Raw genomic sequence first — 22,186 nt, 5'->3', positions numbered from 1 at the left:
AAATGAAAAGAAAATTCAAGGCATTCAGAATCCCGTTCAACATTCCCATCAGCATTCAGATTTCAATTTTTCTTGTGATCATAGCATTCGTACCCATTGCATCTGTAATGGCATTGAAGACCTATGAAAAACAGCTTCTTGAGCAGACTGAAAAATCCAATGTTCAGCAGGCAAGACTTGTCTCTGCAAGTCTGGATGGTCAGGAACTGGATTATAAAAACGCAAAGAAACTTCTGCTTGCCATGAATGGCAGGTTTGATGCAAGAATAAGAATCCTTGATGAAAATCTTAGGCTTCTTGCGGATTCTGCTGTGTTAAATGCTGACGATTCCTTTGAATCTGAAATGGAACCTTCATCAAAAAAACGGGATGGAACCGATGAACTTGATTCTTCCATTACGACTGCTTCTGCAAATGACTCTTTTGTCTACCGTATGCTTTCTATGCCTGTGAGAATCTACAGAAAATATTTTCGTCCTCCTGTTCAAGGTACAAAAGATTATTATGCAAACCGCTCAATGTTTGATGGAAATGAACTTCGTTCAGCATTGGCTGGGAAATATGGCGCTGCAACAAGAATTTCAGAAGGACAGGCAAGCGTTACCTTGTATTCTGCCGTTCCTATTTTGAATGGGGATAAGGTTAGTGGAGTTGTCCTTGTCAGCCGTTCGACCTATAGAATCCTTCAGAATCTTTATGAACTAAGACTTGATCTTGGAAAAAATTTCTTATGGTCCCTTTTGGCTGTTTTTCTCATTGCTGTTTTTTTAGGATTCAGAATCAGCCGTCCGCTTAGAAAACTTGCTGAACAGTCTGCAAACTGCGCCGATAGAAAAGGCCATGTCATTAGTACGGAATTTACTGGCAGGGCAAGACAGGATGAAATAGGAGAGCTTTCCCGTTCCCTTGCTTTTCTTGTTGAACGGTTGAAAAACAGGATTGATTTTATAGAAAGCTTTGCAAGCGATGTATCCCATGAATTTAAAAACCCTTTGGCGGCAATCCGTTCCTGTACGGAAATTCTATCTGATCCAGATTTGGAAAAAGAGGAAAGAAATAGTTTTATAGAAGCTATTGATGAAGAAGTCAATCATATTCAAAATCTTTTAACTGGAGTGCGCAATATCACTAAAATCGATGGCGGAGGGCAGGTTGTATTGCAGAAGGTTAATCTTCATATGCTTGCCTGCAACATGATTGAACAATGCCGTCTCGCATTTAGAAATGTTTCATTTGAATTTACAGGTAATTGCACGAAAGATTTTACTTTAGAATTTCCTGAATCCTATATGGAACGGATGCTTGATAATCTTCTTTCCAATGCGGCAGGATTTGGAACTGTGGTGCGCCTTAACATCGATATAAAAAACAATGGAATTCATATTTCTGTTGAGGATAATGGATCTGGTGTGCCTGAATCTGAAAGAATGAAGATATTCAATAGATTCTATTCAAATCGACCAGAAACTGAAAAATCATCTCATACTGGACTTGGGCTTTCCACTGTAAAAGCCATCGTGGATGCAATGGGTGGTGAAATTTCAGTCGGTGAAAGCAAAGAGCTTGGTGGTGCAAGCTTTGTTGTTGTTCTACATGCAGATTCTGAAATTTAATTCTTCTGACGGGTGTTCAAGAAATTTTATTCTTACATAAAATTCATTGCCTTTGGTGTCAAAGCTTATTTCCTCGGCGATGGTTGAATCTTCAAGAAGATCATCAAAAAAACTTACTGGCGATGTGTTTCCTTCTGCGTAAATTGAAATTTCAGAAATTGATGTGTTTTTTGTGATATAGGAAATTCTTCTGAAGAATTGATATTTTGATTCCGTCCTTATGATTTTTTTATTGGTGTTGTCTAGAATTAAATAGGATCTGTCTTTTGTTATGAATGCCGCAAGCTGTTCATTTGATTCGATAACTTTAAACTGATCTTCCGTCTTTTTTTTACTGCTGTAGACTGCCGTGGTGAACAGAATGAATCCTATGAAAATGATTGTTGCTGTTTTCATGGTTTAAGTCTAAAAAAAGAAGATGTTGAAAATGTGGCGTCAATGTGTCAACTTTATGCCTTTTTATAATGGTGTAGGACGGTTGCAGCTCCTATTCTATTTACTTGAGTTTTCCTGTATAATTGCGTTATGGCTAAGACAGTAGACGACAAGAAAATTATTTACACAATGGATCGCGTTTCGAGAGCATACGGAACAAAAGTTGTATTGAAGGACATCAGCATCTCTTATTACTATGGTGCAAAGATCGGTGTCATTGGTGAAAACGGTGCAGGTAAATCTTCTCTTTTTAAGATTCTTGCAGGTCGCGATACAGATTATACAGGTGAAACACAGCTTCTTCCTGGATTCACAATGGGATATCTTGAACAGGAACCATACCTTGAACCAGGCAAGACAGTTATGGAAATCGTAAAGGAAGGTGTTAAGCCAATTACAGACCTTCTTGAAGAATTCGATAAGGTTAATGAAGAATTTGGAAATCCAGATGCAGACTTTGACAAGCTTTGCGCTCGTCAGGCAGAACTTCAGGAAAAACTTGATGCCGCAGACGCATGGAACCTTGACGCAAACCTTGAGCTTGCCATGGATGCCCTCCGTTGTCCTCCTGCAGACCAGGTTGTGGATGTGCTTTCTGGTGGTGAACGCCGCCGTGTTGCACTTTGCCGCCTTCTTTTGCAGCAGCCTGACATTCTTCTCCTTGATGAACCTACAAACCACCTTGATGCAGAAACAATCGCATGGCTTGAACGCCATCTTCGTGACTACAAGGGAACGATCATTGCCATCACCCATGACCGCTACTTCCTTGACAATGTAGCAGGATGGATTCTTGAAATGGACCGCGGTGAAGGATATCCATTCAAGGGCAACTATACTGAATGGCTTGAAGCAAAAGAAAAGAGAATGGCTCTTGAAGAAAAGCAGGCATCCCAGCGTCACCGTGAAATGCAGGAAGAATTGGAATGGATTCACGCAGGTGCAAAAGGACGCCAGGCAAAGCACAAGGAACACATTACAAAGTATGAAGCTCTCCTTGCAGAAGAAAGCAAGCGCGTTCAGCTTAAGGATACTCAGATTTCAATTCCTGCAGGTCCTCGCCTTGGTTCACTCGTAATCGAAGCTCACGGACTTACAAAGTCTTACGGCGACAAACTTCTTTTTGAGAACCTTGACTTTGCAGTTCCAGCTGGTGCTGTAGTTGGTATCGTTGGTCCTAACGGTGCAGGTAAAACAACACTTTTCAAGATGCTTGCCGATGCTTACGGTGACAATGCAAACGGTGAAAAGCCTGACAGCGGTTCATTCAAGATCGGTGAAACAGTAAAGCTTGTGTATGTTGACCAGATGAGAAGCAAGCTTGATGACAATAAGACTGTCTATGAAATGCTTTCCGACGGACTCGATCTGATCAAGCTTGGAGCAGTTGATGAAAAGGGGAAGCCTGTTAACGGTATGCTCCGCGAGGTCAATTCCCATGCTTACTGTTCATGGTTCAACTTCAACGGTGCAGAACAGAACAAAAAGATCAGCGTCCTTTCAGGTGGTGAAAAGAATCGTCTCAATATGGGAATGATGTTCAAGGAATCTGGAAATGTCCTTCTCCTTGACGAACCTACAAACGACCTTGATATTGCAACAACCCGTTCATTGGAAGAAGCAATCCAGAACTTTGCTGGATGTGTAATGGTTATCAGCCATGACCGCTACTTCCTTGACCGTATCTGTACACATATTCTTGCATACGAAAACAATTCGGAAGTTCGCTGGTTTGAAGGCAACTGGTCTGAATACGTTGAATGGAAGAAGAAGGAACTTGGTGAGGACAGTGAAATCCCTCACAAGACTGTTTACAGAAAGCTTACACGCTAGAAATGCTGAGAGCCTGCATCGCGGGCTCTTTTTTATTTTAGGATGAAATCCATGTAGATTGGATTGTGGTCGCTGAATTTAAAATCATTATCGATTACATCTGCTGAAATAACTTCTACATTATCAGATACGATGAATCCATCGATTACGGTTACGAAGTTTTTTCCGTTCCATGGTTCTTTTGTATCTCGGACTGTAGGAATTGGATGTTCAAGATTTACAGGTGGTACGAGTTTAAGATGGGCATCCAGTTTTTCAGAAGGAAATGTCTTGGTCCAGTTTAAGCCGTTGGACTCAAATCCGAAATATTTTGACATTCCTTCCAGTACTTCTCTGTTTAAGTCTCCACCGCACAGGATGTAGTTTCCCTTTCTGTATTCTTCCATCATGTCATCGTTCAGCATTTCAATCTGTCGGGTGCTTGTTTCAGCGTTCGTTGTGTATGCACTCATGTGGGTGTTGTAAAGGACAAGGTTTTTTCCGTTTTCTGTTTCGATGTGGGTTTTCATGAAGCAGCGGTCGAGATCCAGAAATTTTGAAAGCCCCGTTTCAATCGGAAATGACCTTCTTATTGAATCAAAACACCTGAAACCTGTTGCTGTCAAAATGCCTGATTTGTTTGCTCCGTGGGGTTGTGTCAGAGGCCAGAAAAGAAACGCACTGTCGTAGTTCTGTGCAAAGACAGTATTGATGGACAGCCCTGATTTTTCGTTCAATCTGTCAGAAATTATTTTTCTTTCATCAACATGATGTGATCTTGTGCTTTCAAAATCAACTTCCTGAAAAAGCATGAAGTCTGCTTTTTTATTCAATATGGTATCTGTTGAACCTGTTATGTTCTTGATCACTTCTTCCTTGGAATATGCCCAGCTGTATTTTCCTCCGTCCATAAAAAAAGAAAAATCCTGTGAATAGGCTCCGAATCCAACATTTGAAGAGGTTATTCGGTATTGTTTTCCTATTGCGACTTTTTCATTGTCTGCAAGACCTTCTTCGCTGAGTTTAATTGCGTCTGGAATTCTGTGGTATGAAAGAATCAAATATAAAAGATAGAAAATGAGCGTCAGCAGAAATATAACCAGAACTGGCATGATGACTTTTAAAAATAATTTTGACATTTATATCCCCTTTGATACAGTGTAAAGGAAAATTAATTTGTTGTATACTATTGGATATGAGCAATAACGAAAACACAGTTTACATTCTTGATTCCTACGGTCTCATCTATAGAGCATATTTTGCATTGATGAATCATCCTCTTACAAATTCAAAGGGAGAGAACATCAGCGCCGTAGTAATATTCTTCAGAAACCTGAAAGCACTTCTCGATAAATATAAGCCAGGCTATCTTGCCGCAGCCTTTGATTCCAGGACAAAGACCTTCCGTCATGAAATGTTTCCTGAGTACAAGGCAAACAGAGAAAAAACTCCAGAAGATCTTCACGCTCAGGTTCCGTGGATTGAAGAAATTCTTGAAGCCTTTGGTGTTCCAGTTCTTCGTGCTGATACCTATGAAGCTGACGATATTATTGCTACCGTTGCAAGAAAGTGCGCAGAAGAAAACCGCGAATGTCGCATTTTAAGCGGTGACAAGGATCTTCTTCAGCTGGTGACTGAAACCTGTAAGGAAATGCAGCCAGACAAGGCAAACGGCGGATGGGATACCATGGGTGTTGAAGAAGTCAAGGCAAAGTGGGGAATAGGACCTGACCTTATTTTGGACTACCTTTCACTTGTTGGTGACAGTGCTGACAATGTTCCTGGAGTCAAAGGCGTTGGTGAAAAGACTGCTCTTAAATTATTGAATGAATATGGATCCCTTGATGGAATCGGTGAACATCGTGACGAAATCAAGGGTGCGCTGGGTGAAAAAATTCGTGCAGACTGGGACAATGCTGGAAAATCAAAGGAACTGATTAAACTTGTTGATGATGTTCCTGTTGAAATTGATTTTGAGAAATTTTCTACAGCAACAAATGATTTTTCAGCCTGTGCAAAAGCCCTTTCAAAATACGGTGCCTATGCTGCTGCCAAGGCTTATGATTCTGCAAAAGAGCTGCCCGCCGAAAATAAACCTTCTGCGGAAACCAAGGAACTTCCTCAGGAAGAAGTTGCAGCAGAGGTAAAGCAGAACAAGGGGAATTACAGGGCGGTTACTGTTCTTTCTGATTTTACGGATTTTGTCGACAGCTTTTTGTCTTCGAAAGAAAAGGTAATTGCCTTTGATACTGAAACTGATGGTCTTGAGACCTATAAAGCAAATCTTGTAGGCTTCAGTCTTTGCCATAAAAAGGGTGAGGGAATCTATGTTCCTGTTGTTCTTGCTGGCGGAATGTTTGCACCTCCTACTATTTCAAAAAAAGATTGCCTTAAGGAACTTGAAAAAATTTTCTGCAATCCAAAAGTTACGGTTGTGATGCACAATGGAAAATTCGACATTGAGATTTTAAAATCCAATGGAATGGAAAAGGAATTTAACTGCAGAATATTCGATACAATGATTGCAGCGTGGCTTTTGAATCCAGGTGCTTCGGGCAAGTCTCCGTTCAGTCTTGAGTATCTTGGGGAAACAAAGCTCGGTCTTAAGGGAATTGAATTCAAAGATCTTGTAAAGAAGGGGCAGACATTTGCTGATGTACCTCTTGAACAGGCTGCAGAATATGGAGCAGAAGACAGCGACTTTACGTTCCAGCTATATGATGTTTTCGCTGGTCAGATTAAGGAAAGGAAACTTGCTGATCTTTATGAGATGGAGATGAAAGTTCTTCCTATCCTTGTCGATATGGAGCTTGAAGGAATTCATCTTGATAAAAATGCACTTAAAGAATACAGTGTTGAGCTTGCTAGACTTATTGAAGATAAAGAAAAGGAAATCCACGGTCTTGCAGGTCATGAGTTCAACATAGCTTCCACCAAACAGCTTCAGACAGTTTTATTTGAAGAAAAAGGCTTTAAGACTGCAAAGAAAACAAAAACCGGTTACAGCACGGATACTGCCGTCTTAGAGGAACTTGCGGAAACAACTGATGATCCTCTTCCAAAGGCAATTCTTGATTACCGTTCATACACTAAGCTTCAATCAACTTATGTAGAAGCACTTCCAGTTCTTGCTGACAAAAACGGAAGAATACATACATCATTCCTTCAGACAGGAACTGCAACAGGACGACTTTCAAGCCGTGATCCAAATCTTCAGAATATTCCTGTTCGGGATGATGCAGGTAGAAGAATCAGGTCTGCTTTTACAGCAATGTCTGGCAAGGTTTTGATTTCCGCTGACTATTCTCAGATTGAACTTGTAGTGCTTGCTCATCTTAGTGGCGACAAAAATTTAAGCAGTGCATTTATCAACGGCATAGATGTTCATAAGTCTACAGCAGCTCTTGTTTACAACAAGACTCCTGATGAAGTTACTCCCGAACAGCGTCGCTTTGCAAAGACTGTCAACTTTGGAGTCATGTATGGAATGAGTGCTTTCCGTCTTGCCAATGAACTTAACATCAGCAGGACGGAAGCTAAGAATTTCATCGAACAATATTTCATGACTTACAGTTCCGTTAAGAAATTTCTGGACGATACAAAAGAAAATGCAAAGACCAATGGTTATGTAGAAACAATAACTGGTCGCCGCCGATATATTCCAGAAATCAGGTCCTCAAACAAAATGGTTCTTCAGGGAGCCGAAAGAATTGCGATCAATACCCCGATCCAGGGTAGTGCGGCAGATATTGTAAAGACTGCAATGATCAATGTGGCTGCAAAAATTAAGGAAACAGGAAGTCCTCTTAAGATGCTTCTTCAGGTTCACGATGAACTTATATTTGAATGTCCTGATGATGAATCAGAGATAAAGAAAGCAGTTGAGCTCATTCAGTCTGAAATGGAAAATGCCTTTGCCCTCAATGTTCCTCTCAGGGTGAGCATTGAATATGGCAGAAACTGGGGAGAATTCCACTGATGGTATTCTGCGTTACAGGTCCAATGGCTGCAGGAAAAAATTTTGTTTCTTCACTTCTTGAAAAACAGGAGCTCAATGGAAAATCATTTGTTTCCATCGATGCTGATGTTGTTGGTCATAAGGCAGTGGAAAATTCAAAGGATAAAATCCTTGAAACTTTTGGAGAATTAGCACGACAAAAAGGGATTCGGCTTGCTGATGATAATGGAAACATAATTCGCAGAAACCTTGGTGCCCTTATTTTTGGAAATGACGAACTTGTTGCAAAGCAGGAATCAATTGTCTATCCGGAAATTACTTCAATCATTGAGGATTTTATAGAAGAAAATAAGGATAAGAATGTAATTGTAAATGCAACGGTGCTTTTTAAGATTCCTTTGATAAGAAGGATGGATCTGGTTGTCTATGTGCATTGTCCCTGGTTCATTCGTTTGTGGCGTGCAAAAAAACGTGACGGGATGGCTTTAGGTCAGATTTTTGCAAGATTCAGAAGCCAAAGAGGTCTGTATTCAGCCTATAAGAAAGCTGTGTCAGGTAGTAGAATAAAGATTGAAAAAATAAGCAATTTCGGAAGTGAAAAACGGCTGCTAAAAAAAATACAATTTCTGTTTACTAATCGCTAATTTATAATTTTTATGTTCCGATAATCTATGTATGGATACCGATGCTTATGATTTTGAAGTTTGACCGTCGGTAGGGGATAAAATTATGGAACAGAAAAGAACAATTTGGATTGTACTTGCCGCTGGATTATTTTTATCGGTTGTTATCGGTACAGCTGCATTCAAACATTCTAGAGATGCAAAGAAGGATACCACTGCCATAGTTCAGAATGAAAAAGGCACTGTATGGATGTCTCCTGATGTTGCTCAGAGCAGAAGGGAAGATTTCCTTGCAAATAATTCTGTATCAAGTCCTGTTGAAGAAAAGAAGGAAGAGCCTGTGACAGAAATTCCTTCAGTAACAAATTCAATGGCTTCTCCTGTTGAAGGAACTACACAGATTGAAAATATGACGGTCATTGCAACAGGCAATACAAATGTCTATACAATCGGTGCAGACGGTCCTGCGACAATTGATCTTAACAATGAGCCTGCTGACAATTCTCCAGCAGTGAAGGCTTCTGCTGTAACAGCAAAAAACAATGCTGCGGAAGTTGCCATAAGGGAAACTAATTCCGTAAGACGCAATGTTGAGACAAATGAAGTTCTTGTTGAGAATACATACAGGGAAGAACCAAAGCCAGTTGCAAAGGCTTCAAGCAACAAATCTACTGTTGTTGCAAAGGCTCCTGCACCGGCTACATCGAAGAAAGCTGCTCCTGTAAAGACTGCTGCTAAGGCATCAACATCTGTTTCAACTGAAAAGGTTCCGGATAGGTTCTGGGTTCAGTGTGCATCGTACAGCGCAAAGAAAAATGCTGATGAAGCAAAGGCAACTCTTGAAGAAAAGAAGATTCAGTGTGAAGTGTTTACACATACAGATGCAAAAGGAAATCTTTTCTTCCGTCTTCGCGTCGGTCCTTACACAACAAAGGGTGAGGCTGACTATTGGAAGAAGCGCATTGATGAAATTCCTGAGTTTGCAAAAAATGGAACATTCGTAACCAATTCTTCTGTTTCAAAATAAATATCCATAGAAAATATCCAAGGGCTGTCTTTTATGGCAGCCCTTTTTTTTGTATAATCCTTAACCATGAAAAAAACAAATGCCATGAGAATCCTTGATGGACTTAAAATTCCATATGAGGCAAAAGAATATGATGATGATGGTGAGCATGAACTTGCCAAAGGTGCCGCGGAAAGAACTGCTGAAAAGCTTGGTGTTGCACCTGAATGTGTTTTTAAGACAATCGTTTTCCGCACTGATACAAAAGAAATTGTTGTTTTCTGCCAGAGTGCTGTCCATGAAATAAACCTAAAGAAAGCTCGAAATGCCTGTGGAGCAAAGGAAGTTACTCCCGTTAAACAGGAAGAACTGCTTGCTTTGACAGGATACATTCGTGGCGGTTGTTCTCCTGTTGGAATGAAAAGAAAATTCCGTACCTTCATAGACAGTTCTGCCATGTCGCAGGAAAAGATTAACATCAGCGGTGGTCAGCGTGGCATTCAGCTGACTCTTGCACCTGCAGACCTTGTGAAAGCCTGCGATGCAGAGGTTGTTGATCTTGTTCTTGAATGAAGTGTTAAAAAAATAATTTGTTTTTATATTTGCAACTAATTTAAACTTTTTGTGTCGAATACTGTGGAATTATCTGAATTCCGCAGTATTTTTGTTTTAAATCTGTATATGTAAAACCATTATTTTAGGGAGAATAAAATGGCTATTATTAGTGCTTTGATTAAGAAAGTGTTCGATGAAAACAAGGAAAAGCTTGCGTTCAATGGTCCAGAAGAGTCGGAAAAACTTACATTTGCTGAATATGCGGTATGCTGTGCAAAGATAAATGGACTTTTAAAATCAAAAGGACTTTCAAAGGGAGACTGTATTGCAGTTCTTCTTGGCCGAAATAAGGAATATCTCATCGCTCAGACGGCAGGTCTTTTGTATGGTTATAAACTTGTTCTTCTTGATCAGGGATATCCTCAGGAAAGAATTGACTACAGCATTAACGATGCGGGTGTAAAAGTAATCATCGATGAGAAGTTCATGGAAGAAGTTCAGTCTATTGAACCTGATTATGAAATTCCAGAGCTTACGGAAGATGATGCTACGATTGCAACCTACACTTCAGGTTCCACAGGAAAACCAAAAGGTGTTCTTCATGACCAGGGATCTCTTGCAGAAGCTGTAATCCGTTCAGTCTATATGCCTGAGCATATGGGAAATGATATTGCGGCTCTTATTGCTCCATTTACTTTTATTGCAGGTGTTTGGATGTATCTTACTGTTTTGTGCAGGGCTTGGACAACGGTGATTACTCCAATGGCAATCGTTAAGAATCCAAGAAAGCTTCCTGAATTCCTTGCTGAAAATAAAATCAGCTATACCTTCATGCCTCCTCGTGTTCTTAAAATTTTCAAGCCTATCGGTAATGATCTTAAGATGGTTATTACAGGTTCTGAAAAGGTTACCAAAGTCTATTCCGATAAATTCAAAATTGTAAACTGCTATGGAATGACGGAAACATGTGCGACGGTTGTTACTTTTGAAATAGATAAGCTTTATGACAATACTCCATGTGGTCGTCCTTTGATGATGGATGGTGCCTATATTCTTGATGAAAATGGCAACGAAGCAGAAACTGGAGAAATATGTCTTACAGGCCGCTTCCTTAAGGAATATATTGGACTTAAAGAACAGACGGACCGCGTAAAAGTTAAGAATCCGTTTAAGGATAGAGATGGCAATGAATGGATGTATAAGACAGGAGACCTTGGTAAGAGACTTCCTGATGGAATGATCATCTATCTCAACCGCAAGGACTGGATGATTAAAATCAACGGACAGAGAATTGAACCTGGTGAAATTGAAATGGTCATGAAAGGAGTACCTGGTGTAACCGATGCAGTTGTTAAGGATTTCCAGAACAATAAGGGTAACACCTATATGTGTGGATTCTATGTGGCAGATGATTCTGTTACGGAACAGATGCTTTCGGATGAAATCAAAAAGAAACTGCCGTCGTATATGCTTCCAAATTCTTTTGTAAAGCTTGATGTATTGCCTGTAAATGCAAATGGAAAACTTGACCGTAATGCATTAAAGGATCCAAAAAACATCTAGTGATGGATTAAGGGGGAAAATGAAGGGCTGTCCGACAAGGACAGCCCTTCATTTTTTTATGATTATTGATTATGATTTGTAGAAATTGATGAGACAGCCTGCAAGAATGATCTTGCGTTCGTCGTCTGTCATGTCTCCTGTTGTAAGTTCAAATTCTGTAACCTTGCCTGAAGCATTTACTGCATAAGCCTTATATGAATCTGCCTTTTCTGCAACCTGCTTCTTTACATTTGGAATGTAAACCCAGTCGCCGTTTGCGAATGGAAGCTTTTCTGTTGCTGCCTGGTCTCCGCTCTTGTAGAGGAATGGGAGCATACCCCAGTTCATAAGGTTGGAACGGTAGCGCTTTGTTGCATATTCGCAGGCGATGTTTGCAGAAGCACCGAGAACTCTCTGGCAAGATGCTGCCTGTTCGCGTGCAGAACCGTCACCTGGCTTTACAGCGTAGATTGTAGAACCAACCTGAACGTCGCTTTCCTTTACATTAAGTGCTGCACAAACATTAGTGATTTCTGCCTTAACATCGTCTGCTCTGTCACGAACAGCCTTAGCGCGTCCAACATAAGCTGGATCCTTGCGGCTGAGTGTGAATTCAGCAAGACCGAGTGGGTTAGAGCGGAATGAAGATGTTTCGCCTGAAGGAATGAGTTCATCTGTTGTTGTAACAGGATCGTGGATTTCTGAAACTACCTTTACGAGGAGGTTGTCGCCGAGAGCTTCCATCTGTGGCCAGTCCTTGATGTTTGGACCAAACTGGATTTCCTGTTCTGGATGTGCAACACCCTTGCTGTCGTAGATGCGTGTTTCATAGATTGTCTTGTCAAAGAAGTACTTCTTGTTTGAGTAATCCTTGTCAAAGTCTGTTGCTGCTGTAAGGAATCCCTTGTTTGCGGCTGTAGCTGCGATTGAGCGTGCATCCATAAGGGCAACAGAAGAAATCTGTCCGTTCTGGATCTTTGAACCTTCGCGGTTAGGGAAGTTTCTTGTTGAGTGACGGATAGAAAGGGCACCGTTGGCTGGTGTGTCGCCTGCACCGAAACATGGTCCGCAGAATGCTGTCTTGATGATTGCACCTGCCTTCATGAGTTCAACTGCTGCACCGTTCTTCATGAGGTCCATGTAGATTGGTGTAGATGCTGGGTAAACTGAAAGGTAGAACTTGTCGCTGCCAGTGTTCTTTCCCTTGAGGATGTCTGCTGCTGCAACGATGTTTTCGTAGCTACCGCCTGCACAACCTGCGATGACACCCTGGTCAACATAAAGTTTTCCATCAATGATCTTGTTTGTAAGGTTGAAGTTTACCTTGTCACCGAAAGAAACCTTTGCTCTTTCTTCTGTTTCGTGGAGAACATCCTTAAGGTTCTTGTTTACGAAGTCGATTGTGTATGCGTTGCTTGGGTGGAATGGAAGGGCAATCATCGGTTCGATTTTATCAAGGTCAACTTCGATTACGCCGTCATAGTATGCAACGCCATTTGGTTCAACCTTTGAGTAGTCATTTTCACGTCCGTGGAGTGCGTAGAATTCACGGATCTTTTCATCTGTTGTCCAGATTGAAGAAAGACAGGTTGTTTCTGTTGTCATAACATCGATGCCGATGCGGAATTCTGCGCTGAGGTTTGCAACGCCTGGTCCTACGAATTCCATTACCTTGTTCTTAACGTATCCGTTGTTGAAAACTGCACCGATGATTGCGATTGCAACGTCCTGAGGTCCAACACCTGGGCGTGGAGTTCCTGTCATGTATACTGCAACAACTCCAGGCATGTTTACATCGTATGTCTTTCCAAGAAGCTGCTTTGCAAGTTCACCACCGCCTTCACCGATTGCCATTGTTCCGAGGGCACCGTAGCGTGTGTGGCTGTCTGAACCGAGGATCATGCCGCCACAGGTTGCCATCATTTCGCGTGCGTACTGGTGGATGACTGCCTGGTGTGGAGGAACGTAGATTCCGCCGTATTTCTGTGCACATGTCAAACCGAACATGTGGTCGTCGTCGTTGATTGTTCCGCCTACTGCGCAAAGTGAGTTGTGTCAGTTTGTAAGAACATATGGAAGAGGAAACTTTTCAAGACCAGAAGCGCGTGCTGTCTGAATGATTCCAACGTAAGTAATGTCGTGTGATGTGATCTTGTCAAACTTGATCTTAAGCTTTGCTGCATCCCCTGAAGTGTTGTGCTTCTGGAGAATTGAATAAGCCATTGTGTTCTTTGCTGCGTCTTCCTTTGCAGCACCTTTGAATTCAGCCTGTGGAACAAGCTTTCCGTTTTCAAGGAATGCTCCTGTTTCCCAAAGTTTAATCATAGTGTTACCTCGACCTCAAATAAAAAAGTTTCGATATTATAGATATTTTTGTGCTAAAAAACAACGGTATCATATTGTAACTTTCGGTGCTTCAGTAGCGATAAAATCCATGTTCAATTGATTTTCGTTGCTTTTTTTCAATTTATACAATATCATAAAAAAATCTGAGCTTTGCGTTGCAGTGTTCAGATTCTCTGGAGAGTCCCTGCAATGAAGCCGGGCGCCGAAGGGTTAAGGCTATTAGAGCCGATATCTCAGGCAAAAAGGACAGACGAATAGGAATTTTACTGTCTTATTACTTTCTGGAGAGCTGATTGAATTGATCAGCTCTTATCTTTTTTAAAGGACACGCTTATGTCTTTCGATTCAATTTTAAATCAGATTGATGATGTTGTTTGGGGTCTTCCAACTATCATCCTGATTCTGGCAACTGGTCTTATCCTTACAATTGCCGCACGCGGAATCCAGTTTTCAAAGCTCGGACGCGCCTTCAAGGGTATCTTCAAGAAGAATGAAGGAGCAGGAGAACTTTCAGGTTTCTCTGCATTGTGTACAGCTCTTTCAGCAACAATCGGTACTGGTAACATCGTCGGTGTTGCAACTGCCATCGCAGCTGGTGGTCCTGGTGCCCTTTTCTGGATGTGGTTTGCAGCAATTCTTGGTACAGCAACAAAGTATGCTGAATGTATGCTCGCAATCAAGTATCGCGAAGTAAAGGAAGACGGACACATCCTTGGTGGTCCATTCTATACAATCGAAAAGGGTATGGGAGCAAAGTGGAAGTGGCTCGCAGTTCTCTTCGCAGTATTCGGAGCTCTCGCAGGTCTCATGGGTATCGGTACAATGACACAGATCAACGGTATCACTTCTGCCGTTAACAATGCCATCGACCCAGAAGCCAAGCACATTGCTTTCTCCCTTTTTGGAACAGATTATACTTATGCTACAGTAATTGGTGGCCTCATCGTTACAGCATGTGTTGCCCTCGTTGTTCTCGGTGGACTCAAGCGCATTTCTAAGGTTGCAGAAAAGGTTGTTCCAGCAATGGCAATCATCTACATCTTCCTGGGCCTTTCAGTTCTCATCATGAATGCAACACACATTCCTGCCGCATTCGTTCTTATCTTCAAGAGCGCATTCGGTTTCAAGGCTCTCGCTGGTGGTGCATGTGGTTATGTCCTCAAGCAGGTTACTGATTCAATGCAGAAGGGTATTGCACGTGGTATCTTCTCTAACGAAGCTGGTCTCGGTTCTGCTCCAATTGCAGCAGCTCCAGTTCAGACAAACGAACCTGTTGAACAGGGTCTCGTAAACATGACAGGTACAGTAATCGATACACTTATCGTTTGTACAATGACTGGTCTTGCAATTGTTATCGGTGGCATGACAAACGGAATCTGGGAAAATCCAGAAAACCTTAAGGGTGTTGCACTTACAGCTGCTTCATTCAACAAGGTTCTCGGTGGTGACGGACATTCAGTTCAGTTCCTCCTTATGCTCTGTCTTGCATTCTTTGCATTCACGACAATCCTTGGATGGGACTACTACTCAGAAAAGTGTCTTGAATATCTTACAGGCGGAAAGATGGGAATCGTAAAGGGCTTCAGATGGCTTTACATCCTCGCAGTTCTTATCGGACCTTACTTCACTGTAAACGCAGTATTTACAATTGCCGACATCTTCAACGGTCTCATGGCAATTCCTAACTGTGTGGCTTTGATTGTTCTTGCAGGTGTTGTTGCAAAGGAAACAAAGTCTTACTTTGATAGATTTCCAAAACTTTAATTGGAATGACTTGTAAATAAAGAAAGCCTGTCAATCTGAATGGACTGACAGGCTTTATCGTTTTAAATTATTTTTTGAATACTTATTTCACCAGCTTGTTGAGCACATGGTCTTTCTGTCTCCAGTTCTTGTCCACGGAAACATTAAGTTCGATGTCCACGCGATAAGGGAAAATTTTTCTTGCGGTTTTTATTGATTCAACTCGGATGGTCTTTATCATCTGAGCACCCTTGCCGATGACGATGCCTTTCTGGCTGTCACGCTCAACGCAGATTTCAGCCCTTACTTTAAGAAGGTTTGCCTTTGCCATTTCCATGTTCTTGATGTTTACATAGATTGCATGAGGTAGTTCCTGTTCAAGGCGGTTGATTGCTTCTCCGCGGATTATTTCTGCAATACGGAATTCCACTTCCTGGTCAGTGTAGTATTCTTCTGGGTAGAGGTGTGGTGCTTCTTCTGCCATGTCGTATAGGGCTGTTAGGACATCGTTTACGCCTTTGTCTTCCTTTGCGCTCATTTCAACGATTCTGCTGTCTGGTAAATCGGGCAATGTACGGTGAACAAAAGCACGGGAATTTTCAGGTTTTGCAAGCGGATCTTCTATCTTGTTTATTGCTACCACAAGCTTCTTTGTAAATGGAGCCACAAGTTTTGCAATCATTTCTTCTTCGTCTGTGTGATCTCGGGTACTGTCCAAAATATAGAGGATTTCGTCGCTATCCTTGATGTTTTCTTCTGCAATGGCTGTAAGCTTTAAATTGAATTTCTTTTCGCTCAAATGGAGCCCTGGTGTATCTATGAAAACCAGCTGTCCTATGGAAGTGTTCACGATTCCGCGGATTGCATTTCTTGTTGTCTGTGGAACTGCACTTACGATGCTGACCGTTTCCTGTGTAGCAGTGTTCAAAAATGTGCTTTTGCCTGCACTAGGGCGGCCGACAATTGAAACGAGGGCGGTCTTAGGTCCTGCAGGTTCTACTGTGTATTCTTCTTCAAGATTTTCTGTTTCGTTCATGATCACACTTTACAATATATATTGATTGTAATCTATGGGAAGCTGAGAATTATGAATTATGAATTAAGAATTATGAATTAAGAATTATGAATTAAGAATTATGAATTATGAATTATGAATTGTTGTATAAAAATTACCTAAAAAAATGGAAAATTCCCGTTTTGTCGGTTATAATTTTCCTATTATGGAAACTTTAAACGCACAAGTTGGCAGTCCAATTCCTCTTGGAGCAACTTTTTACGGAAACGGCGTAAATTTTGCCGTATTTTCAAGGAATGCAACGAGAGTAACAATAGAATTTTACAGCAATCAGGATGATACGGTTCCCTGCAGTCAGTTCGTTTTTGACCCAAAGGTAAACAAGACAGGTGATGTATGGCATGCCTTCATTCCCGGAATCCAGAAAGGTGCCCTTTACCTTTACAGAATTGACGGACCTTTTGAACCTTCTGCAGGTCACAGGTTCAATCCAAAGGCAAATCTTTTTGATCCTTATGCAAAGGCAATCACAAGCACTTCGCTTTTTTATAATCTTCCACCAAGTTACAAGCCTGTAATGGATAAAATTGATATAAGCCAGACGGAAGAACGTCCGAATCATCTTTTCCCGAAGTGTGTTGTAATTGATGATAATGAATTCAATTGGGAAGGGGACAGACCTATCAACAGGCCTCTTTCTGAAAGCATCATTTACGAAGTTCATCTCAAGGGATTTACGGCGGGTAAAAATGCCTGCGTTGAATTTCCTGGAACTTATGCAGGTTTTGCACAGAAGATTCCATATCTTAAGGAACTTGGAATTACTGCAGTTGAACTTCTTCCTATTTTTGAATTCGATGAATTTGAAAACAGCAATGTAAATCCTCGTACTGGCGAAAGAATGAAGAACTACTGGGGTTACAGCACCATCAACTTCTTCTCTCCAAAAGCTTCCTATGCTGCAGACAAAACACCGGGCGGATGCGTAAATGAATTCAAGAATCTCGTAAAGGAATTCCATAAGGCCGGAATCGAAGTGATTCTCGATGTAGTTTACAATCACACAGCAGAAGGTAACGAACACGGGGTGGCTCTCAATTTCCGCGGATTTGAAAACAGCGTTTACTACACCCTTGTTGAAAGCCACAAGGATTACTACATGAATTTTTCTGGTTGTGGCAATACAGTGAACTGCAATCATCCTGTAGTGAGAAACTATGTTCTGGACAGTTTGCGTCACTGGGTTTTGAACTATCACATCGATGGATTCAGGTTTGACCTTGCTTCAATTTTGACTCGCGGTACAGACGGAATTATCATGAACTGGGCTCCTTTGACCAACGCAATTTCGGAAGATCCAGTCCTTCACAATACAAAAATCATTGCTGAACCTTGGGATGCGGGTGGAGCATATCAGCTTGGCGGTTTCCCTGGTGGAAGATGGGCAGAATGGAATGACCGTTTCCGTGACGACATCAGAAGATTCTGGCGTGGTGATGAATTCTGTTCTACAGGTGCTGCTACAAGAATCAGCGGTTCAAGCGACCTCTTTACAATCAGCGGAAGAACTCCATGCCATAGCATCAACTATGTTACCTGCCACGACGGTTTTACAATGAACGACCTTGTAAGCTACAACGGAAAGCATAACGATGAGAATGGTGAAAGCAACCGCGACGGTACCGACAGCAACTGGAGCTACAACAACGGGTATGAAGGTCCTACGATGAATCCTGTCATTGAACGCAACCGCAACAAGGCGATGAGGAACTATATACTCACACTCATGGTTTCCCAGGGAACTCCTATGCTGCTTGGCGGCGATGAATTCCGTAGAGGTCAGCAGGGCAACAACAATGCTTATTGCCAGGACAACGACATCAGCTGGTTTGACTGGGGCAATTGCAACATTAATCACAGCTTGGTTGAATTCACAAAAAAAGCTATTAAACTTAGAAGAGAGCATAAGATTTTCCACAGGGAGGAATTCTTCCACGGAGACAGGGGGAATACTCCAGACATCCAGTGGTTCGCACCTGATGGAAGCAATCCTGACTGGGGAAAGATTTCAAGGTTCCTGGCTTTCAGGCTTTCTGGCATTGCCTATGCTAAGGAAGGGGAAGTTCCTGACAACGACTTCTTTGTGGCTGCAAATACTGACCGCAATGATGCCATGGTTCGTCTTCCAACTATTAAGGACGGACGTAAGTGGTACAGGGTTGCAGATACTTCAATCGAGGATGAAAGCTGCATTCTTGACGTTGCTAATGCAGAAGAACTTCTTGCTCAGGAACGTTACATTCTGCCTGCAAATTCCATGCTGGTACTTGTGGCAAAATAGCGGTTGGCTCGGAATTTAGGACAAAAGTAACTTTTTTGTCCCTGATTTTGATAAAAAAATTAGCAGAAATGAAAAAATTATGGTAACGCTTGCATATTTGAAACGTTTCCATATATACTTTCGGAAGATACATAATATGTATCTTTAAAAACAGAAAACAACAAAAGTTCAAATACGGAGGAAATATATGACTTTTGATGCAGAACAGTTCAAGGAAAACCTTACAGCCCGTCTTAGACGCCAGTACGGAAAGGACATCTCACAGGCTAACAAGCATGACCTTTTCGATGCAGTAAGTGCAAGTGCCCTTGAAATCATCATGCCTAACTGGATGGAAACACGCAAAGCCTATGAAGCCAAGCCTACAAAGCAGCTTTGCTACCTCAGTGCTGAGTTCTTGATGGGACGCGCCCTTTCAAACAACCTTATCAACTCTGGTATCATGGATCAGGTTAAGGAAGTTCTTAAGGGAATGAACATCAACTATGACCTTGTTGAAGATGAAGAACCTGATGCAGGTCTTGGTAACGGTGGTCTCGGACGTCTCGCAGCATGTTTCCTTGATTCCCTTGCTACACTCGAATACCCAGGACACGGATACGGAATCCGCTATCAGTACGGTATGTTTGAGCAGCACATTGAAGACGGTTACCAGGTTGAATATCCTGATAACTGGCTCAAGCACCGCGACCCTTGGGAAACAAAGAGATCTGACCTTGCAGTTACAGTAAAATTTGGCGGACAGATCAAGTATGGAAAGACTCCTGACGGACAGGACCGCTTCTATCTTGAAAATGCAGAAGAAATCATTGCTACACCATACGATATGCCTATCGTTGCTTACGGTTCAAATACAGTAAACACACTCCGCCTCTGGCAGGCATCTTCTCCAAACGGATTTGACCTTCAGCTTTTCAACGACATGCAGTATCACCGTGCCGTAGAACGCCAGAACGATGCAGAAAACATCAGCCGCGTTCTCTATCCAAACGACAACGGCCCTATGGGTAAAGAACTTCGTCTTCGCCAGCAGTACTTCTTCTCAAGTGCTTCTCTCCAGGACCTCATCCATCACTATGTAAATACAGTTGGTACGGACTTCTCTAAGTTCCACGAATACCATGTAATTCAGCTCAACGACACACATCCTGTTGTTGCAATTCCTGAACTCATGCGCATTCTCCTTGATGAATACAATGTAGGCTGGGATGATGCATGGAATGTTGTTACAAAGACATTCGCATACACAAACCACACAATCCTTGCTGAAGCTCTTGAAAAGTGGCCTATCGATGTATTCCAGAGACTCCTTCCACGTGTTTACCAGATCATCGAAGAAATCAACCGCCGCCTCGTAATCGAACTTCGCCAGAAGTTCCCTGAGGACTACTACAACCAGAACCACATGGCAATCATCCATGACGGAAAGGTTTACATGGCATGGCTCGCAATCCACGCAGGTTTCTCTGTAAACGGTGTTGCTGCCCTCCATACAGAACTCCTCAAGACACAGGAACTCAAGAACTGGTACACATTGTATCCAGAAAAGTTCAACAACAAGACAAACGGTGTTACACAGCGCCGCTGGCTCCTTTCTTCAAACCCAGAACTTGCAGAATTCATCACAAAGAGAATCGGCCATGGCTGGGAAAAGGAACTTTCTCTCCTTAAGGGACTTGAAAAGTTTGCAGACGATGAAGCTTCAATCAACGAACTCATTGCAATCAAGAGACACAACAAGGAAAAGCTTGCTGAATATCTCAAGCACACACAGAATGAATTCCTTGATCCTGAAAGCATCTTTGATACACAGGTAAAGCGCCTCCACGAATACAAGAGACAGCTTTTGAACGTGCTCCATATCATGTATGAATACAACAGGATTGTTGAAGATCCAAGCTACAACCCTCCTGCACATACATACATCTTTGGTGCAAAGGCAGCTTCTGGTTACCGCCGTGCAAAGGCAATCATCAAGTTGATCAATGCAGTTGCAGACCGCGTTAACAACGACCGCCGTGTTCGCGGCAAGCTCCGTGTAGTATTCGTAGAAAACTATCGCGTATCCGTTGCAGAAAAAATCATCCCTGCATCTGATGTTTCAGAACAGATTTCTACTGCAGGTTACGAAGCATCTGGTACTTCAAACATGAAGTTCATGATGAACGGTGCCCTTACAATCGGTACACTCGACGGTGCAAACATTGAAATCGTTGAAGAAGCTGGTGAAGAAAACGCATTCATCTTCGGTCTTAAGGCAGATGAAATCATCAAGATGAAGAGCGAACATACTTACAACCCACAGAAGTACCTTGACCGCAACCCACAGCTTGCAAAGGTTGTAAACCAGCTTGTTGACGGAACATACGATCCAAGCGGAATGCTCTTCAAGGAAATCCATGACTCTATCGTTTATGGTGTTGAAGGACAGCCAGCAGACGTATTCTTCCTCCTTGCAGACTTTGATTCTTACTGTCAGGCACAGGAACAGATTGCAAAGGAATATGCAGACCAGAAGACATGGGCACGCAAGTGTCTCCTCAACATTGCCAACTCAGGCAAGTTCTCTTCTGACCGCACAATCGAAGATTACGTTAAGGACATCTGGAAGCTCAAGAAGGTTACTGTAAAGTAATTGAAAGCCCAAAGGCTTCTTAGGTGAAAAAAGGAAAGGCTGCTGTAGGAAACTACGGCAGCCTTTTTTGTTCGATGTCACTACGAACTTTCAATGTCACCTTCGGACTTGATCCGGAGGTCTCCTCAGGGGATAATTAGGGATGGAATGATTAAATGAGCGATGTAAAAAAAATAAGGATTGAAAATGAAAGTGATTCGCTGTATCTGAAGGACGGTGAGATTCATGCTGTTGAAAAAGGTGTGGGCCACATTTATAGTCTTGCTTCCGTAAAAAGAATGATTGTCCTAACTACAGATATGGGGCCTGTGTATGACGACATGTGCCTTGCTGTTGAAATGGATTGCAATGAAGTTGTCTTTATAATGTCGGAGCATGCAGATTATTCGCCTTTCCTTTTTGAACAGATTGGTAAAGTTCTGGAGATTGATTATCAAAAAGTAATTGAGGCTGCAACCTGCATCGAAAATAATGTTTTTGAAATTTATAACCGTTAGTGAAATCTTTTCTTGAAAAATAAAAAAAAAGCACATGGACGGAACATACGGTCCAAGTGCTTTTC

The 22,186-nt window shown here is 41.9% G+C and carries 16 protein-coding genes and 1 riboswitch; of the genes, 11 read left to right on the top strand and 5 right to left on the bottom strand.

Translation table 11 applies throughout. The features are described 5' to 3' along the window. Positions 1-2 precede the first annotated feature (2 nt). Positions 3-1,613, top strand: coding sequence for an ATP-binding protein (locus ACKI39_RS10935; protein WP_407400457.1), 1,611 nt, complete (start codon positions 3-5; stop codon positions 1,611-1,613). Here the strand turns inward: ACKI39_RS10935 and ACKI39_RS10930 are convergent. Next, positions 1,590-2,009 (bottom strand): hypothetical protein, encoded by a 420-nt coding sequence (locus ACKI39_RS10930; protein ID WP_407400455.1) that lies wholly within the window; start codon positions 2,007-2,009, stop codon positions 1,590-1,592. The genes ACKI39_RS10935 and ACKI39_RS10930 overlap by 24 nt on opposite strands. Positions 2,010-2,138: 129 nt before the next feature. On the opposite strand from ACKI39_RS10930, the gene ettA reads away from it, so the two are divergent. Then, a complete protein-coding gene (gene ettA / locus ACKI39_RS10925; RefSeq protein WP_318691398.1) occupies positions 2,139-3,881 on the top strand; it encodes an energy-dependent translational throttle protein EttA in 1,743 nt (580 codons plus the stop codon). Between the two features lie 32 nt (positions 3,882-3,913). On the opposite strand, the gene ACKI39_RS10920 is transcribed toward ettA, so the two are convergent. Beyond that, the gene (locus tag ACKI39_RS10920) at positions 3,914-4,999 is read right to left on the bottom strand and encodes an endonuclease/exonuclease/phosphatase family protein (protein WP_407400453.1); all 1,086 of its coding nucleotides are present in this window, start codon (positions 4,997-4,999) and stop codon (positions 3,914-3,916) included. Positions 5,000-5,055: 56 nt separating this feature from the next. On the opposite strand from ACKI39_RS10920, the gene polA reads away from it, so the two are divergent. The 5 genes from polA (at position 5,056) to ACKI39_RS10895 (ending at position 11,565) form a co-directional block, all read left to right on the top strand. Then, a complete protein-coding gene (gene polA, locus ACKI39_RS10915) occupies positions 5,056-7,839 on the top strand; it encodes a DNA polymerase I (protein WP_407400451.1) in 2,784 nt (927 codons plus the stop codon). Then, on the top strand, positions 7,839-8,462 hold the full coding sequence (locus tag ACKI39_RS10910; protein WP_407400449.1) for a dephospho-CoA kinase: 624 nt from the start codon (positions 7,839-7,841) through the stop codon (positions 8,460-8,462). Before polA ends, ACKI39_RS10910 begins: the two co-directional genes overlap by 1 nt. 85 nt (positions 8,463-8,547) lie before the next feature. Further along, positions 8,548-9,468, top strand: coding sequence for an SPOR domain-containing protein (locus tag ACKI39_RS10905; protein WP_407400447.1), 921 nt, complete (start codon positions 8,548-8,550; stop codon positions 9,466-9,468). Positions 9,469-9,534: 66 nt separating this feature from the next. Beyond that, positions 9,535-10,020, top strand: coding sequence for a Cys-tRNA(Pro) deacylase (ybaK, locus tag ACKI39_RS10900; RefSeq protein WP_318691403.1), 486 nt, complete (start codon positions 9,535-9,537; stop codon positions 10,018-10,020). 138 nt (positions 10,021-10,158) lie between these two features. Further along, positions 10,159-11,565 (top strand): AMP-binding protein, encoded by a 1,407-nt coding sequence (locus tag ACKI39_RS10895; protein WP_407400444.1) that lies wholly within the window; start codon positions 10,159-10,161, stop codon positions 11,563-11,565. A 69-nt stretch (positions 11,566-11,634) separates the two neighbouring features. On the opposite strand, the gene ACKI39_RS10890 is transcribed toward ACKI39_RS10895, so the two are convergent. Next, positions 11,635-13,551 carry a hydratase gene (locus ACKI39_RS10890; protein ID WP_407400442.1) on the bottom strand — a complete coding sequence of 639 codons (1,917 nt, stop codon included), beginning with the start codon at positions 13,549-13,551 and terminating at the stop codon, positions 11,635-11,637. 48 nt (positions 13,552-13,599) lie between these two features. Further along, positions 13,600-13,869: a hypothetical protein gene (locus tag ACKI39_RS10885; RefSeq protein WP_407400440.1), complete on the bottom strand. Its 270-nt coding sequence runs from the start codon at positions 13,867-13,869 to the stop codon at positions 13,600-13,602. Between the two features lie 184 nt (positions 13,870-14,053). Beyond that, positions 14,054-14,150, top strand: a riboswitch (glycine riboswitch). Between the two features lie 73 nt (positions 14,151-14,223). Here ACKI39_RS10885 and ACKI39_RS10880 point away from each other — a divergent pair. Continuing rightward, the gene (locus ACKI39_RS10880; RefSeq protein WP_407400438.1) at positions 14,224-15,654 is read left to right on the top strand and encodes an alanine/glycine:cation symporter family protein; all 1,431 of its coding nucleotides are present in this window, start codon (positions 14,224-14,226) and stop codon (positions 15,652-15,654) included. 82 nt (positions 15,655-15,736) lie between these two features. On the opposite strand, the gene era is transcribed toward ACKI39_RS10880, so the two are convergent. Next, positions 15,737-16,669, bottom strand: a complete 933-nt coding sequence (gene era, locus ACKI39_RS10875; RefSeq protein ID WP_318691408.1) for a GTPase Era — start codon at positions 16,667-16,669, stop codon at positions 15,737-15,739. Positions 16,670-16,853: 184 nt separating this feature from the next. On the opposite strand from era, the gene glgX reads away from it, so the two are divergent. The 3 genes from glgX to ACKI39_RS10860 all read left to right on the top strand — a co-directional run bounded on the left by glgX (position 16,854) and on the right by ACKI39_RS10860 (position 22,121). After that, entirely contained in the window at positions 16,854-18,989 is a 2,136-nt protein-coding gene (gene glgX, locus ACKI39_RS10870; protein ID WP_407400436.1) for a glycogen debranching protein GlgX, read from the top strand. 187 nt (positions 18,990-19,176) lie between these two features. After that, complete coding sequence (locus tag ACKI39_RS10865) at positions 19,177-21,624, top strand: glycogen/starch/alpha-glucan phosphorylase (RefSeq protein ID WP_407400433.1); 2,448 nt, start codon at positions 19,177-19,179, stop codon at positions 21,622-21,624. A 155-nt stretch (positions 21,625-21,779) separates the two neighbouring features. Continuing rightward, the gene (locus ACKI39_RS10860) at positions 21,780-22,121 is read left to right on the top strand and encodes a hypothetical protein (RefSeq protein WP_407400431.1); all 342 of its coding nucleotides are present in this window, start codon (positions 21,780-21,782) and stop codon (positions 22,119-22,121) included. The last annotated feature ends 65 nt before the right edge of the window (positions 22,122-22,186 follow it).

It is taken from the genome of Treponema sp. (assembly GCF_045641405.1).
In the GTDB taxonomy this organism is placed as follows: domain Bacteria; phylum Spirochaetota; class Spirochaetia; order Treponematales; family Treponemataceae; genus Treponema_D.
The sequence above is the reverse complement of the archived record's forward strand: the minus strand, read 5'-3'. Positions and strand labels throughout refer to the sequence as shown.